The following is a 14,933-nucleotide window of genomic DNA, read 5'->3' as shown; positions in this document are numbered from 1 at the left end:
ATCAGCGCCATGCCGAAACTCGGTGCCGTCACGCCCATCCTGCGCATCTTCGACATCGCCAAGGCACGCGAATTCTATGTCGACTTTCTCGGCTTCAAGGTCGAGTTCGAGCACCGCTTCGACGACAATGCGCCGCTCTACATGGGTGTAATCCGCGACGGCTGTGTCCTGCATCTGAGCGAACATCATGGCGACGGCGCGCCGGGTATAGCCATGCGCATCAAGGTCGAGGACATCGCGGCATTGCACCGCGAACTGATCGGCAAGAGATACCGCTACGCCCGGCCGGGCCTCGAAACCACGTCGTGGCAGACCCGTGAAGTGTCGGTCGGCGACCCCTTCGGCAATCGGCTGCATTTCTACGAGGATGCAACAGACTAAGCCGGCCGGTTGACGAACGCCTCGCGGATCGCCTCCTGCATGCCGTCGATAGCCTCGCCTGAGGCATTTGGGCTGCGGTGCATCACCACATTCGAGGAATCGATATGGCCGAACCCGTCAGCGGCGGTGAGTTCACGACAGCCATCCGGAATATTGCTGTGCGAGATCGGCGCGATCGCCAGGCCGGAGGTGACGGCGAGCTTCAGGCCGCCGGTGGTGTCGCTGGTATAGGCGACACGGTAGGCCAGCCCACGCTGCTCCAGCGATTTGATGGCGAAGTCCTTGCACCAGCCGGCTCTGTTGTAGAGCGCGATCGGCACCGGCCGCTCCTCATGCATGTGATGCAGGCTCGATGTCACCCACACTGTCGGATCGTGCATCAGCACCTCGCCGCCGGAAGGATCCTGCCATTCGAACACCACGGCGAGGTCGAGTTCACCGGCGGCTAGCGCCGCCAGCTGGGCGCCGGAATGTGCATAGCGCACGGTGACCTCGACCTTGGTGTGACGCTTCGAGAAGGCGCCGAGCGCGCGCGACAGGATGGCGTGACCATATTCCTCGGGAATGCCGATGCGCACCGGCCCGCCAAGCGGTGCCGCCGCCATCGACGCCGCCGTCTCGTCGAGCAGCGAGACGATGCGGCGGGCATTGACGATCAGCTCGCCGCCACGGCGCGTCAGTGCCACGCCGCGCGAGCCGCGTTCGAACAGCCTGTCGCCGACCAGCTCCTCGAGCTTCTTCATCTGCATCGACACCGCCGACTGGGTGCGCCCGGCCTGCTCCGCCGCCCGGGTGAAATTGCCCGCTTCGGCAATGGCGACGAAGGTGCGCAGGAGATCGCTGTCGAGGGTTGGCCGCATCGAATCCGTCATAAGCAAATTTGATCGCTGGTATCATTCCAATTCGTTTGCAACATGTCAAACGCCGCAGCATAGTCCGCTCGCCCATTGGATATGCCGCCGCGAAATCGGCTGCGGACCAATCAAAGAGTCCTCACTCATACCCGCTGCCCGAAACGGTGGCGGGTTCTTTTTACCCCATGGCCGGGCGGCTGCGGGCAGTTAAGGCAAGGGCCGGCAGAACAACATGCGCAACCGGATCGTTCTCGGCATCATCAGCCTGTGCCTTGGCGTGCTGGTGTTCTCGCTCCAGGACCCGCTGGTCAAGGCGGTGTCGGCCGGCTATCCCGTGACCGAGGTGATGTGGATCCGCTCGATCGTCGCTTTGCCGATCCTGATCTTTCTCGTTCGCGCCGACGTCGGCCTGCGGGCCATCGCCTCGAAGCGGTTCGGCCTGCTGACGATACGCGCCTTCATCCAGTTCTCCTCCTATACGGTCTACTATCTGGCCATCGCTGCCTTGCCGCTCGCCGACGCGGTGGCGCTCTATTTCATGGCGCCCCTGTTCATCATGGCGATGGCCGGGCCCTATCTCGGCGAGCGGGTATCCTGGCAGGCTCTCGCCACCGTGCTGATCGGCATGCTGGGCGTGGTCGTGATGCTGCGCCCGGGCGCCGGCCTGTTCGACTGGGCGGCGCTGCTTTCGTTGGGCTCGGCTTTGCTCTACGGCTTTTCACAGCTGATGGCGCGCAAGATCGGCGACACCGAATCCTCCACCGTCATGGCCTTCTACCAGAACGGCGCCTATCTGGTCGGCGCCGCTGCGGTTGCCGGCACATTCTGGCTTGCCGGCATAACCCATGCTGTCCACCCCAGCCTCGAATTCCTGGTGCGGCCGTGGGTCTGGCCGACGACCCCGGATTTCCTCAAGATGGCGGCCTGCGGCTTCGTCGCTTCGGCCGGCATGATTCTGCTGTCGCAGGCCTACAGGCTGGCGCCCGCCAACCGCGTCGCCACCTTCGAATACACCGGCATCATCTGGTCGCCGCTGTGGGGCTTCCTGTTCTTCGACGAGGTGCCGCGCTCGACCACTGCCATCGGTGCGGCGCTGATCATCGGCGCCGGTCTGCTGGCGCTCAACACCGAACGGCGCCGGAGCGCTGCGCCTGTCCTCGCCGCGTCTCAGGATGTCGCCTGAAGCGTGTCAGGCGAAGCAGGCGAGCGCCTGGTCGACCCGCGAGCGGATTTCGGCCAGTGTGAAAGGCTTTTGCACGACGTCGATAATGACGCCGTTCAATTCCTCGGCGCGCTCGCGCTGGTCGGCATAGCCGGTCATCAGCAGGATCTTCATGTCAGGGAAAAGCCTGGCTGCGGCGATCGCCATCTCGATGCCGTCCATTTCCGGCATGCGGATATCGGAGACGACGAGGTCGTAACCGCCGCCTGCAGCACTGACCATCGCCAGCCCCTGCGCGCCGTCGGCGGCGATATCGATCGAGTGCCCGGCGCGTTCGAGCGCGCGGGCGGCGAGGGTGCGGACGGACTCATCGTCCTCGACGATCAGAAGCTTTGCCATGGGCCGGAATTTGGCGGGCAAAAGTTGACTTTTTCTGAAAATTTGAAGCGTCGGGGGCCTTTTCTCAGGCATCGCCTTTGACGACACCGACAAACGGCAGTTCGCGAAAAGCGTGAGCGACGTCCATGCCGTAGCCGACGACGAAGTAATCGGGACAGTCGAAGCCGACATAGTCGGCGTTCAGCTCGGTCTGGCGGCGCATGCGCTTGTCCAACAGCACCGCGATGGCGCAGCTTTTGGCGCCGCGCGACAGCATCAGGTTGCGGGTGAAGGACAGCGTCTTGCCCGACTCCAGGATATCGTCGATCAGCAGCACGTCGCGGCCGGCGACCTCATTGTCGATGTCGCGCAGCACCCTCACCTCGCCGCTAGTGGTGCCGGCGCCATAGCTGGAAATGAAGATGAACTCGACCTCCGGCGACAGCCCGACATCGTGCATGGCGCGGATCAAATCGGCGGCGAAGATGAACGAGCCCTTCAGCACCGAAATCACCAGCAGGTCGTGATAGTCGTGCTCGGCGATCTCCTTGGCGAGTTCGAGATTGCGCCGCGCGATCGCGGACGCCGAAAACAGGACCTCGATGTCCTTGCCGCGCACAACTGGCATCAACGACCTTTCCAGAGAAACCGACTAGCCGGCGAAGGTGACCGCCACGGCCTTGACGCCGTTTCTAGGCACATCGAGGCGGCTGGAAAAGCCGAATCTTTCGCCGGGCGCCAGAGAACGGTTGGATGTCCCCAGAGTATAGCGGGTGATGCGGCTGTCATTGCCGGTGACACGTATCTCCAGCGAAGGCAATTGTCCCGCCTTCAAACCGTCATTGACGGCCTCGCCGTCCACGAACAGCACCGGGGTGGGTCCCGAGGCGTCGACACGCGACGTGACGCCGGCAATGCTGAGTACGGCGCCCTCCGGCTGTTCGACTGACCAGAACGGCGTCTGGCGCACCAGCGCGTGGCCACCCGAGACCCAGAAGGCGGCAAGCGCCGCACCGATGCCGGCAATCCAGAAGATCGGCCCGCCACGCGATGCCGGCCGCCCGGCTGACGCATCTGATTTGCGCAGCATCTCCATGCCTTCCATCGACGGCGTCGCGATGTCGCGCGCCGGCGTCGGCATGGCTTCTACCCTTGGGATCGGCTGCGGCAGCACCTCATAATCCGCATCGACAATGTCGGTCGCCACAGGACGCGATTCCGGTGCGACACTTGTCCCGGTCATGATTTCGCCGGAAACCGGGCGCGCGGTTCGTTGCTCAGCCATCATGGCCCCGCTGTTGCCTGTTCGTTTCTTTTGCGTAAATGGAAATGGTTAACGCTTCCCACCGGAACCCTTGTGACGCACTCAAGAACAGCGAAAATTAACCGACGGTTAACCATGGCGGCCGATGGTCGTCGGACAGAAAGGGCTGGCACGCCGCCGCCCTCAGGTCGTCGCACGTGATCCGCTTCGAAAATGTCGGCCTCCGCTATGGCATGGGTCCGGAAATCCTCCGCGACATCTCCCTGCACATTCCGGAGAGCTCCTTCCAGTTCCTGAGCGGGCCCTCCGGCGCCGGCAAGACGACGCTGCTGCGCCTTCTGTTCATGTCGCTGAAGCCGACACGCGGGCTGATCACCATCTTCGGCAAGGACCGCTCGCGCATCTCGCGCGCTGAACTGCCGCATCTCAGGCGCCGCATCGGCGTGGTGTTCCAGGATTTCCGCCTGCTCGACCACATGACCACCTATGAGAATGTCGCTCTGCCGCTGCGCGTGCGCGGCCGCGAGGAAGCGAGCTACCGCACCGACGTCACCGAACTTTTGAAATGGGTTGGCCTGGGCGAGCGCATGCATGTGCTGCCGCCGGTCCTTTCGGGTGGCGAAAAGCAGCGCGCGGCAATCGCCCGGGCCTTGATCGAACAGCCCGAAATCCTGCTTGCCGACGAGCCGACCGGCAATGTCGACCCGCCACTGGCACGCCGGCTGCTCAGGCTGTTCATCGAGCTCAACCGGCTCGGCACCGCGGTGGTGATCGCCACTCACGATCTCGGCCTGATGGAACAGGTCGACGCGCGCCGCATGATCCTGGCCGGCGGAAGGCTGGATATTTATGACTGAAGTATCGGCCGAACAGCTGCATGAAGACGCCGCCGAACCGGCGACGACGACGCAGCGTGTCCAGCGCCGCATGGCGCCGATCGTGCCGGCGCAGAATATTGCCGGCCGCGCCTTGGTGCTGGTGATCGCCATCATGACCTTCCTGTCCTGCCTGACTTTCGGCGCCGTCACGCTGGTGCGCGACACTGCCTCGGTCTGGGAAAACCAGATCTCGCGCGAGGCGACGATTCAGATCAAACCGGTCGACGGCCTCGACATGGAGGCAGCCCTTGCCCAGGCCTCGCAGATCGTCGGCGAATTCCCCGGCGTGAAGGAAACCCGGATCATCGATCGCGACGCCACCGCGCGTCTGTTGGAGCCATGGCTGGGCTCGGGCCTGAATATCGACGAATTGCCGGTGCCGCGCCTGATCATCGTCACCATCGACGAGACCAGTCCGCCCGACTTTAGCGCCATCCGTGCGGCGCTCACGCCCAAGCTGCCGAGTGCTTCGCTCGACGATCACCGTACATGGGTCGACCGGCTGGTCGCCATGGCCCGCACCACGGTCACCATCGGCATCGCCGTGCTGGTCCTGATGCTGTCGGCGACGGTGCTGACCGTAGTGTTTGCGACGCGCGGCGCCATGGCCGGTAACGGCCATATCATCGAAGTGCTGCATTTCGTCGGCGCCGAGGCGCGCTTCATCGCGCGCGAATTCCGCTGGCATTTCCTGGTCACCGGCATGAAGGGCGCGGCCGCCGGCGGCGCAGCCGCGATCCTGGTTTTCATCGTCTTTTCTTGGTGGTCATCGCGCAACATGGCAACGCCGCAGGCCGACCAGGCCACCGCTTTGTTCGGCAATTTCGCCATCGGATCGGCAGGCTATCTCGGCGTCGGCCTGATGGTGCTGGTGATCGGCGGACTGACGGCGGCGACCTCGCACGCCACCGTCGTCGCCTATCTCAGCGACATCGATGTCCGCCAGCCGGATGCGGGGTGACCCGTGAGGGCAGAAGCGAAAACAGTTCGGGGGCAAGGACAGGAATGGAAGGGATCACGGATCGAAAACCGACGTAACGCAATGTGCGCTTTTTTCCTTACCAAAAAGGCATTTCAGGATTAACCATAGGATGATGAACGCGCGGGAGTCGACCGGAACGGCTGGACAGATGCCAGTGGTGCGTTCGCGTGTGCGCACCGGGCTGGGCCGTTTGCGCACCGCCCTGCGTCTCGCCTCCCTCTGTCTACTGCTGCTTGTGGCCCTGTTTGCCGGTGGCTTCGGCTGGTTCGCCAGCAAGGTCAGCCACATGACGACCCCGACCAACCCGGCCAAGGCCGATGCGATCATCGTCTTGACCGGCGGTCAGGCCCGCCTCGACGCAGCACTCGATCTGCTTGCCTCCGGCAAGGGCGAGCGGCTGCTGATCTCAGGCGTGCATCCCTCTGCCAGCCGCCGCCAATTGCAGGCTGCTACCGGCGGCGACAAGGCGCTGTTTTCCTGCTGTGTCGACATCGACCGCGCCGCGCTCGACACGATCGGCAATGCCGAGGAAAGCGCTAAATGGGTGGAGAGCCACGCCTATGGCAGCGTCATCCTCGTCACCAACAATTACCACATGCCGCGCAGCCTGCTCGAGATGGGCCGCCTGCTGCATGGCGCCAGGCTTGAACCCTATCCGGTGGTCAACACCAATCTGGACAATGGCGACTGGCTGACCAAGCCGGAAGCACTACGCGTGCTTCTGACCGAATACAGCAAATACCTGCTGGCGCTTGCGCGCGGCGTCGTCCCGGTCCGCCAGACTGCCGACAGCGTCGCACTGGCCGAGGTTTCGACCGCCAAGGACTAAAGCAATTCCAGGAAAAGTGTGTAGCGGTTTTCCCGGGAAAAGCACGTACGCTTTCCCTTGGGAATTGCGTCCAGACAGACGACTCTGACGGCGCTCGATTACCCCTTGGCCGTGCCGTCTTCCGCGCCACGCAGCCGCGCAATCTCCTGTTCGAGGCTTTCAATCCGCTTGTCGCGTTCGGCGAGTGCGGCCGCGACATCGGCGGCCTCGAATCGCTGCGGAATGTGTTGCGGGCAATTGGCATCCCAGGCCGAGACGGTGAACAAGATGACCTGCTCGGGGCGCGCCTTGTGGTCCTGCGGCATCAGCCTTGCCAGAAGCTCGGCATCGTCCTCGACGACGCGCGCCGTGCCCCAGATCTTGACGCGCTGGCGATGCGCATAGTCGATCAGGAACAGGAATGCCTGGTTGTTGTCGGCGAGATTCCCCTGCGTGATGAACTGCCTGTTCCCGGAGAAATCGGCAAAGCCGATGGTCTTCTCGTCCAGCACCTTGAGGAAGCCGGCTGGCCCGCCGCGATGCTGGATATAGGGCTGACCCTCGCCATTTGCCGTCGACAGGAAGACGCTGGTCTGCGCCGCGATGAGGTCGGCGAGGTCGGGCGTCATATGGGCGCGCCATCCGCCGCGCTCCTCGGCGCTGGCATAGCCCTTGCGTGAACCTTTGCGGGTCTGGATCGCCTTGACCGTCGGCGTGAAGGCGACATCGCTGGTGAAAGTATGAGCATTCATGGAAGCCTCCGCGAGGCCGAAACACGGCCATTGTACGCGGAGATGTAAGTCCTTTCATGTTTTGGATGTAGATGGCATAATTGTAAGCTATCCTTCCAATTTCCGGAAGAAGCTATGGATCGGCTCGAAGCCATGTCGCTGTTCGTCGTCGCGGTAGAAGCGGGCAGCCTTTCCGCTGCCGGCCGCCATTTCGGCATTCCACTAGCAACAGTCAGCCGCAAGGTTTCCGACCTCGAGAAGCACCTTCAGGCGCGCCTGCTGAACCGTTCGACCCGGCAGCTCACGTTGACCGATGCCGGCCAGGCTTATCTCGCCGCCTGCCGCCGCATCCTCGGCGAGGTCGGCGAAGCCGAACGCACCGCCGCCGGCGAATACAGCACGCCGACCGGCGATCTGTTCATCACCGCGCCAGTCGTCTTTGGTCGCCTGCACGTGCTGCCTGTCGTCACCGAGTTCCTAGCGGCCTATCCTCAAGTCAAGATCCGCCTGACGCTGGCCGACCGGATAACCCAACTGGCGGAGGAACATCTCGATCTCGCCATCCGCATCAGCGAGCTTGCGCCTTCGAGCCTGGCCGCCATCCGCGTGGGCGCGATCCGTCGCGTCGTGTGCGCCAGCCCCGCCTATATCGCCGCGCATGGCATGCCGCGGACGCCGGACGATCTGGCCGCGCATGAATGCATCAGTTTCGAGGGGGCTTCCGCTCTCGCCAGTTGGAGCTTTGCCGGCAACAAGGGCGAACTGATCGTGCCGATCCGCTCACGGCTGCGCGTCAACACGGCGGAAGCTGCAATCGATGCCGCGATTGCAGGCGCCGGGATGACGCGGGTGCTCTCCTACCAGATCGCGGACGCAGTACGTTCCGGCGTGCTCGTCCCGGTCTTGCGGCCCTTCGAGCCGCAGCCATGGCCGGTGAGCCTCGTCCATGCCGGCCAAGGCCTGCTGGCGGTGAAACTCAGGGCGTTCCTCGATTTCGCCGCTCCGCGGCTGAAGCAGCGGCTATTGCAGGCGACGTGGTGAGTTGAGACTGGCTTGAGTCAGTGGCGAGCCGGCCTATGTCAGGCCATTGCGGCGTTTCCTTTTTGCCCGCGCTTGGTGTAACCAACGCACACCTCCTCAACGGGCCCTTCCCCGCATGCTCTATATCCGCTCGCTGGCGTTCAACTTCGTCTTCTATGTCAATCTGATCGTCCAGATGGTCCTCTGGACCCCTTACTACTTCCTCTCGCCACGCCATCGCGCCTGGTTCGTGCCGAAATTCTGGTCGCGCACCAGCCTGTGGCTCTACGACAAGATCGCCGGCACCAGGAGCGACATCACCGGCGTCGAGAACCTGCCGGAGGGCTCTTTCATCCTGGCGCCGAAACACCAGTCGTTTTGGGACGCGATCGCTTTCTTTCCCTTCCTCCACGATCCGCTTTATATCCTGAAGCGCGAGCTGACCTGGATCCCCTTCTTCGGCTGGTACATCCTGAAGATGCGGATGATCCCGGTTCACCGCGGCAGCCGCTCCAAGGCGTTGAAGCAGGTCGTTGCATCGACAAAGCAGGAGATGGGGCGCAATCCGCGCCAGCTGATTATCTACCCCGAAGGCACGCGCCGAGCGCCAGGCGACGAGCCGGCTTACAAATACGGCATTGTCGAGCTCTATACGCAGCTTGGCGTCCCGGTGGTACCGGTCGCCCATGTCGCCGGCCTCTATTGGCCTCGCCGCAAATTTTTGCGCTTTCCCGGCACCATCAAGGCCCGCTTCCTGCCGCCGATCCCGCCCGGGCTCGGCAAGGACGAATTCATGGACCGGCTGATCGGCGATACGGAAGCCGCCTGCGACCAGCTGCTGATCGAGGCATCGCAGGCTCCTAACCCGCCGCAAATGCCGCCGACGGCGGTCAAGCGGCTGGCCGAACTCGCCGCGGCCGCCAAAGCAATTCCAGGAAAAGTGTGAGCGGTTTTTTCCGTCCTGAATCGCGCCAAAACAAAAAAGACCAAAGCTTGATCTCTTCTGCGGGCCGGCTCAAGGCCACGCCGCCAGCGCCGTGGTCAGCACCAGCGTCGCCGCGAAGGCCAGATTGATGATCCGCGACGTCAGCGGCTGGCGCAGGGTGCGGGCGAAGGCCGCGCCGGCCAGCAGCCACAGCACATGGATGGCTACGATCATCAGGGTGAGAACCGCCAGCCTGGCCGGGATGCCGAGAGCTGCGGTCGCGGAGCCAGCAAGGACCGCAGCAATCGCCAGATAGGCTTTCGGGTTGGCAACGGCGAGCAGGAAGCCGCCGAGGAAGGTCGGCAGAACCGCGCTGCTGTCACGCGCGGCCAGCGGCGGCGCTGTCGCTATTCTGTAGGCGAGGTAGAGAATATAGGCGGCTGAAGCGACCGCCAGCACTGGCGCTACGCCCGGCATCGAGGTGAGGATAGCCTTGATGCCGGTGGCCACGACCAGCAGCACCGCGACCGTGCCTAAAATGATCCCCGATGTGTAGTGAAGCGAATTGCGCAGGCCGAAGGCGGCCCCTATCGCCGTGACGCTGATCGTCGCCGGGCCAGGACTGCCCATGACGACGGTTGCCGCCAGCACCAGCGCCAGCAATTGCTGCCAGGGCTGCGCCTGCGAAAGAATGTCTGCGGCCATGCTGCCTCTTCTCCACAATAATGGAGAACAGTGTGGCAAGGCGGACAGCCGTCGTCTTGAACGATCGTGCCGAACCTGCGCGGCTAGGCGCTGGCCTTGTCCAGCGCCACGAGATCCTCCGCGCTGAGCTTCAGCGATGCGGCGCGCACCAGGCTGTCGACCTGGTCCAGCGTCGTGGCGCTGGCGATCGGCGCAGTGATGCCGGGCTGCGCCATCACCCATGCGAGTGCTACTTCCGCCTGCTTGGCCGAATGGCGCGCCGCCACAGTGTCGAGTGCGGCCAGAATGCGCATGCCGCGCGCATTGAGATAAGCCTTCACGCCGCCGCCGCGTTCACTTTTGCCGAGATCGGCCTCGCTACGGTATTTGCCGCTCAAAAACCCCTTGGCGAGACTGAAATAGGTGATGACGCCGATATCCTCGGCCACGCACACATCATGCAGCGGCCCGTCGAAGGATGAGCGATCGTAGAGATTGTATTCCGGCTGCAGCACGCTGTAGCGCGGCAGCCCGCGCAGGCTGGCAACATCGAGCGCGGCGCGCAGCTGGCCGGCGTCGAGATTCGAGGCGCCGATATGGCGGACCTTGCCGGCAGCGAGCAGCTTCTGGTAGGCGCCGAGCGTCTCTTCATAAGGCGTGGTCGGGTCCGGCCAGTGCGACAAATAGAGGTCGATGACATCGGTCTGCAGTCGCTTGAGCGACGCCTCGACTGCCCTTTCGATATGGGCAGCGGACAGATCCTTCTTGCCTTGTCCCATATCCGAGCCGACTTTGGTGATGACGATGATCTTGTCACGGTTGCCGCGGCTTTTCATCCATTTGCCGATGATGGTCTCGGACTCGCCGCCCGCGTGGCCGGGCACCCAGCGCGAATAGGCATCGGCCGTATCGATAGCGTTGAGGCCGGCGCCGCCGAACCGGTCGAGCAGGTCGAAGGAGGTCTTCTCGTCCGCGGTCCAGCCGAAGACATTGCCGCCCAGGACCAGCGGCGCGATGGAAAGGTCGGTTTGACCGAGACGGCGTTTTTGCAAGACGGGGCTCCGTGGGCTGGCGGCGGGCGACCCGAATGCTTCGGGCCGCAGCTAAGCTAGGTCTCGCCGCGCCGAGGTCAAAGGCCTCAGCCAATTTTCCAGCGGGCCAGCGCTTCACAAAGGCGCGAGCGCTTCGCCTGCAGGCTCGCCGTGGTCCACTGGCTCACGAGGCGATCCGCTTCGCCACCTCTTCCAGCCAGTGGTCGCTGATACCCAGCGCCGCGAGATGCTGCAGCGTGTTGAGCACATAGTCCTCGTTGTTTCCGGACTGGCCGACGGCGCCACGGATAACACCTGCCGCATGCGCGGGGTCGAGCCCGCCGGCATACTGCTCATGCTGGCGGTCGACGATATAGGCAACCGCTTTCACTCTCTCTCCCGCGGCCGCCCCATTCCCGTCGAGGCTGATATCGAGCACACGCTCGAGGTAGACGCTGGTCACCAATTCGCGCTCGCGCAGATAGGTCAGCACCTCATCGCGCAGCTCGCCGGGCACGCGAAAGGCCAGCCCGATGCAGGAGCCGCCACGGTCGAGGCCTAGCACCAGGCCCGGCCGCTGGCGCGTGCCGCGATGCACGAAGGAATAGACGCAGAGCGACCGGCGGTAGCCGTAAAGCCGCGCGCGCCGTGTCTCGACATGGGCGAATCCCGGTCGCCAGATCAGCGAGCCGTAGCCAAAAACCCAAAAATCGCCCATATCGCCAAGCCTGATTGTACGAGAGTGACGCCGCCGCATCGGAATCGGTGCTCTTCTGTTCTTTTTGCTTTTGCGTAAGCCACAGTCCACCCGCAACACGCCCGCGTTAATGAAAGCCGCAGCATGACGTCAAGTGACGAGCGTCCGTCGAAGTTTCGCCGCCGGCTGATGTGGCTCGCTGCCTTGCTCGTTATGCTGTTCGGCGTCTACAGCGCAGTCTGGTTCTATGTCGCCGGTCGCGTCAGCAGCGAAGCCGACAAGGCGGTGGCCTCGCTCAAGGACAAAGGCATCGAGGCCGGCTGCGCCAACCTCACCGTCAGCGGCTACCCCCTGAGTTTTGCCATCTCCTGTGACAATCTGGCTTACGAGGACGACGCCAGGAACGTTGCCGCCTCGGCAGGCAGCTTCAACTTCGTTGCAGAGCTCATCCGGCCTTTGTCGCCTGCCGCCGAGTTGCGTGGGCCGCTGCGCACCTCGGTGCCGGGGATGGCGCCGCTATGGATCGACTGGGACAATCTGCAGGCCAATGCCAAGCTCTTCTGGCCCCTGCCCCGGAGCATTTCGCTGCAGGCGGAGAGCTTGTCCGGCCAGACGGATCCGGCCGACGACACTGATCCGGTTTCACTGTTCAGCGCCGGAACCGCGGCGGGCGAGTTGCGGCCCGACGGCCAGGACATCGGCTACGTCGGCAGCTTCACCGATCTTGAGATCGACGCCGACGCGATCGGCGGGCGCGTGCTGCCGCCGCTCGACGGCAGCGGCGACGCGACGCTGAAGAACGGCGTCGCGCTGATGAAGACGCAGGCCAGGAGCCTGCGCGGCCAGGCGGCCGACATCCACAAGCTCGATCTGTCGTCGGGAACCGCGCGCATCACCGTCTCCGGCCCGGTGTCGGTCGACGCCAACGGCCTGGTCAATGCCGACCTGACGATCAAGCTGCAGGATCCCAAAGCCGTGGCGGCAATCCTCGCCACCGCAATCCCCGAGCAGAAGAGCCAGATCGAGCAAGGCTTTGCCGGTCTGGCGCTGCTCGGCAACGAACCGTCGATGCCGCTCAAGGTGGTGAAGGGCAAGGTCTCGCTCGGCTTCATTCCGCTGGGCAAGATCAAGCCGCTCGATTAGAGCAATTCCAAGAAAAGTGTGAGCGGTTTTCCGTCCGGAATTCCGTTAAAACAAAGAGATAGAGCATGATCGCAAAGAGCGGGAACGGCTTTTGGGGAGAGATCATGCTCGAGCAAGCCGACGCATGAACCGACCGGTGAAACTGCTGAGCGTTGGCGCGCTGACGCTGGATACCATCCTGCGCGTCGAAACCCTGCCCACGCATCAGGGCAAGTTCATCGCCTCGGACGGCATCCAGATCGCCTCGGGCATGGCGACAAGTGCTGCCTGCGCCGCCCGCCGTCTCGGCGCCGAGGTGTTCCTGTGGGCAAGTGCAGGTGACGATGCCGTCGGCGACCAATTGCTGGCCGGCATCGAGGCCGAGGGCGTCGATTGCGGCTTTGTCCGCCGCGTCGAAGGCGCCCGCTCGGCGCTGGCCGCGATCCTGGTCGACGCTCATGGCGAGCGCATCATCGTGCCCTTCTACGACCCAAAGGCGCAGGCCGACCCCGAGGCGGTGCCTGTCGCCGATCTTTCCGGCTTCGATGCCGTGCTGGTCGATGTGCGCTGGCCGGGCGCCGCCGCTCTTGCCTTGACCGCCGCGCGCGACGCCGGTTGCCCGGCAATCCTCGACGCCGACACGGCGCCGCTGGAGGTGCTGGAGCATCTGTTGCCGCTGGCGTCGCACATCGTCGCTTCGGAGACGGCTGCACGCATTGTCTGCGGCCACGCGCTGGATCCCGAAACCGCCTGCGCCGACCTCGCCAGCCGCACAGACGCCTTCGTGGCGGTGACCGGCGGCGCCTCGGGAAGCTGGTGGCATGACCGGTCCGCCGGATGCGTGCGCCACATCGCGGCGCCGAAGGTCAAGGCGGTCGACACGCTGGCCGCCGGCGACGTTTTCCACGGCGCCTTTGCCGTTGGACTTGCTGAGGCCATGTCGGTCGAGCACGCGTTGCGCTTTGCCAGCGCGGCGGCCGCGCTCAAATGCCAGCGCTTCGGCGGCCGGCTGGGCGCGCCGGACCGGGCCGAGACAATGGCCATGGTCGCGGCGACCTGGCCCGTCTGAAACAGATTTAACTTTTCACCGGGTGCTCGACCGCCTGCCGGCCGAAATCCGGCACGTCGATATCCTGGCCGGCCTCGATGATCGAACGGCGAACGGCCCGGGTGCGGGTGAACAGGTCGAACAGCTTGTCGCCGTCGCCCCAGCGGATCGCCCGCTGCAGCGAGGCGAGGTCCTCCGAAAAGCGCGCCAGCATTTCCAGGATGGCATCCTTGTTGTGCAGGCACACGTCGCGCCACATGGTCGGGTCGGAGGCGGCCAGACGGGTGAAGTCGCGGAAACCGGAAGCCGAATATTTGATCACTTCCGACTTGGTCACCGATTCCAGATCGTCGGCCGTGCCGACGATGTTGTAGGCAATGATGTGCGGAAGATGCGAAACGATGGCCAGCGTCATGTCATGATGCTGCGGGTCCATCGAGTCGATGTTGGAGCCGCAGCGCCGCCAGAATTCCGACAGCTTTTCCAGCGCGGCCGGATCGGTTCCCGGCAGCGGCGTGAAGATGCACCAGCGGTTTTCGAACAGGTCGGCGAAACCCGCATCCGGGCCCGATTTCTCCGTACCTGCCAGCGGGTGCCCCGGAATAAAGTGCACGCCGTCCGGTACATAGGGCTGCATTTGCGCAATGACGGAGGCCTTGGTCGAACCGACATCGGTGAGGATGGCGCCCTTTTTCAGCCCCGGCGCGATCTCTTGCGCCACCTCGCCCGACGATCCCACAGGCACCGAGACGATGATCAGGTCGGCGTCGCGGACCGCTTCCCTGGCGCCGGTGGTGTAGCTCTCGCCAAGACCGAGCTCCTTCGCCCGCGCCAGCGTGGCCGGGCTGCGCGTCGCGATGGCGACATGGCGGGCCAGGCCCTCGCGGCGGATAACGCGGGCCAGCGACGAGCCGATCAGGCCGATGCCGACCAGCGCGATCTTTTCAAACATCGGTGATGTCATTGTT

18 protein-coding genes are annotated in these 14,933 nt (G+C 64.1%); 9 read left to right on the top strand and 9 right to left on the bottom strand.

Going from position 1 to position 14,933, the window contains the following annotated elements:
- The first annotated feature begins 9 nt into the window (after window positions 1–9).
- Window positions 10–381 carry a glyoxalase superfamily protein gene (locus tag ACYG9Y_RS28890; RefSeq protein WP_023685340.1) on the top strand — a complete coding sequence of 124 codons (372 nt, stop codon included), beginning with the start codon at window positions 10–12 and terminating at the stop codon, window positions 379–381.
- Here the strand turns inward: ACYG9Y_RS28890 and ACYG9Y_RS28885 are convergent.
- Window positions 378–1,241 carry a LysR family transcriptional regulator gene (locus tag ACYG9Y_RS28885; RefSeq protein WP_023737446.1) on the bottom strand — a complete coding sequence of 288 codons (864 nt, stop codon included), beginning with the start codon at window positions 1,239–1,241 and terminating at the stop codon, window positions 378–380. The genes ACYG9Y_RS28890 and ACYG9Y_RS28885 overlap by 4 nt on opposite strands.
- 226 nt (window positions 1,242–1,467) lie before the next feature.
- Here ACYG9Y_RS28885 and ACYG9Y_RS28880 point away from each other — a divergent pair, with 226 nt between their 5' ends.
- Entirely contained in the window at window positions 1,468–2,418 is a 951-nt protein-coding gene (locus ACYG9Y_RS28880; protein ID WP_023737445.1) for a DMT family transporter, read from the top strand.
- Window positions 2,419–2,424: 6 nt separating this feature from the next.
- Here ACYG9Y_RS28880 and ACYG9Y_RS28875 read toward each other — a convergent pair whose 3' ends face one another.
- The 3 genes from ACYG9Y_RS28875 to ACYG9Y_RS28865 all read right to left on the bottom strand — a co-directional run bounded on the left by ACYG9Y_RS28875 (window position 2,425) and on the right by ACYG9Y_RS28865 (window position 4,063).
- Window positions 2,425–2,796 carry a response regulator gene (locus tag ACYG9Y_RS28875; RefSeq protein WP_023694030.1) on the bottom strand — a complete coding sequence of 124 codons (372 nt, stop codon included), beginning with the start codon at window positions 2,794–2,796 and terminating at the stop codon, window positions 2,425–2,427.
- A 64-nt stretch (window positions 2,797–2,860) separates the two neighbouring features.
- Entirely contained in the window at window positions 2,861–3,403 is a 543-nt protein-coding gene (gene hpt / locus ACYG9Y_RS28870) for a hypoxanthine phosphoribosyltransferase (RefSeq protein WP_023673315.1), read from the bottom strand.
- Window positions 3,404–3,427: 24 nt separating this feature from the next.
- Window positions 3,428–4,063 carry a hypothetical protein gene (locus tag ACYG9Y_RS28865; RefSeq protein WP_023735188.1) on the bottom strand — a complete coding sequence of 212 codons (636 nt, stop codon included), beginning with the start codon at window positions 4,061–4,063 and terminating at the stop codon, window positions 3,428–3,430.
- Between the two features lie 173 nt (window positions 4,064–4,236).
- Between ACYG9Y_RS28865 and ftsE the strand changes: the two genes are divergently transcribed.
- The 3 genes from ftsE to ACYG9Y_RS28850 all read left to right on the top strand — a co-directional run bounded on the left by ftsE (window position 4,237) and on the right by ACYG9Y_RS28850 (window position 6,728).
- Complete coding sequence (ftsE, locus tag ACYG9Y_RS28860; RefSeq protein WP_023685344.1) at window positions 4,237–4,896, top strand: cell division ATP-binding protein FtsE; 660 nt, start codon at window positions 4,237–4,239, stop codon at window positions 4,894–4,896.
- A complete protein-coding gene (locus ACYG9Y_RS28855; protein ID WP_023701396.1) occupies window positions 4,889–5,878 on the top strand; it encodes a cell division protein FtsX in 990 nt (329 codons plus the stop codon). The genes ftsE and ACYG9Y_RS28855 overlap by 8 nt, the downstream gene beginning before the upstream one ends.
- A gap of 130 nt (window positions 5,879–6,008) precedes the next feature.
- Window positions 6,009–6,728: a YdcF family protein gene (locus tag ACYG9Y_RS28850; protein WP_023737444.1), complete on the top strand. Its 720-nt coding sequence runs from the start codon at window positions 6,009–6,011 to the stop codon at window positions 6,726–6,728.
- Between the two features lie 98 nt (window positions 6,729–6,826).
- Here the strand turns inward: ACYG9Y_RS28850 and ACYG9Y_RS28845 are convergent, their stop codons facing one another.
- A complete protein-coding gene (locus tag ACYG9Y_RS28845; RefSeq protein WP_023737443.1) occupies window positions 6,827–7,459 on the bottom strand; it encodes a pyridoxamine 5'-phosphate oxidase family protein in 633 nt (210 codons plus the stop codon).
- A gap of 114 nt (window positions 7,460–7,573) precedes the next feature.
- Between ACYG9Y_RS28845 and ACYG9Y_RS28840 the strand changes: the two genes are divergently transcribed.
- Window positions 7,574–8,479: a LysR family transcriptional regulator gene (locus ACYG9Y_RS28840; protein ID WP_023737442.1), complete on the top strand. Its 906-nt coding sequence runs from the start codon at window positions 7,574–7,576 to the stop codon at window positions 8,477–8,479.
- 115 nt (window positions 8,480–8,594) lie between these two features.
- Entirely contained in the window at window positions 8,595–9,404 is an 810-nt protein-coding gene (locus tag ACYG9Y_RS28835) for a lysophospholipid acyltransferase family protein (protein ID WP_023673308.1), read from the top strand.
- A gap of 69 nt (window positions 9,405–9,473) precedes the next feature.
- Here ACYG9Y_RS28835 and ACYG9Y_RS28830 read toward each other — a convergent pair whose 3' ends face one another.
- From ACYG9Y_RS28830 to ACYG9Y_RS28820, 3 genes are all read right to left on the bottom strand, one after another.
- Window positions 9,474–10,088, bottom strand: coding sequence for a LysE family translocator (locus ACYG9Y_RS28830; RefSeq protein WP_023685346.1), 615 nt, complete (start codon window positions 10,086–10,088; stop codon window positions 9,474–9,476).
- 83 nt (window positions 10,089–10,171) lie between these two features.
- Entirely contained in the window at window positions 10,172–11,119 is a 948-nt protein-coding gene (locus tag ACYG9Y_RS28825; RefSeq protein WP_023685347.1) for an aldo/keto reductase, read from the bottom strand.
- A gap of 163 nt (window positions 11,120–11,282) precedes the next feature.
- Window positions 11,283–11,816 (bottom strand): gamma-glutamylcyclotransferase, encoded by a 534-nt coding sequence (locus ACYG9Y_RS28820; RefSeq protein WP_023673305.1) that lies wholly within the window; start codon window positions 11,814–11,816, stop codon window positions 11,283–11,285.
- Window positions 11,817–11,939: 123 nt separating this feature from the next.
- On the opposite strand from ACYG9Y_RS28820, the gene ACYG9Y_RS28815 reads away from it, so the two are divergent.
- Both ACYG9Y_RS28815 and ACYG9Y_RS28810 read left to right on the top strand, forming a co-directional pair.
- A complete protein-coding gene (locus tag ACYG9Y_RS28815) occupies window positions 11,940–12,938 on the top strand; it encodes a DUF2125 domain-containing protein (RefSeq protein WP_023685348.1) in 999 nt (332 codons plus the stop codon).
- A 124-nt stretch (window positions 12,939–13,062) separates the two neighbouring features.
- A complete protein-coding gene (locus tag ACYG9Y_RS28810; protein ID WP_023685349.1) occupies window positions 13,063–13,986 on the top strand; it encodes a sugar kinase in 924 nt (307 codons plus the stop codon).
- A gap of 7 nt (window positions 13,987–13,993) precedes the next feature.
- On the opposite strand, the gene ACYG9Y_RS28805 is transcribed toward ACYG9Y_RS28810, so the two are convergent.
- Window positions 13,994–14,929, bottom strand: a complete 936-nt coding sequence (locus ACYG9Y_RS28805; RefSeq protein WP_023685350.1) for a prephenate/arogenate dehydrogenase family protein — start codon at window positions 14,927–14,929, stop codon at window positions 13,994–13,996.
- Window positions 14,930–14,933 lie beyond the last annotated feature (4 nt).

The organism is Mesorhizobium sp. W050, assembly GCF_054719535.1.
This window is presented reverse-complemented; position numbering and strand designations above follow the sequence as displayed.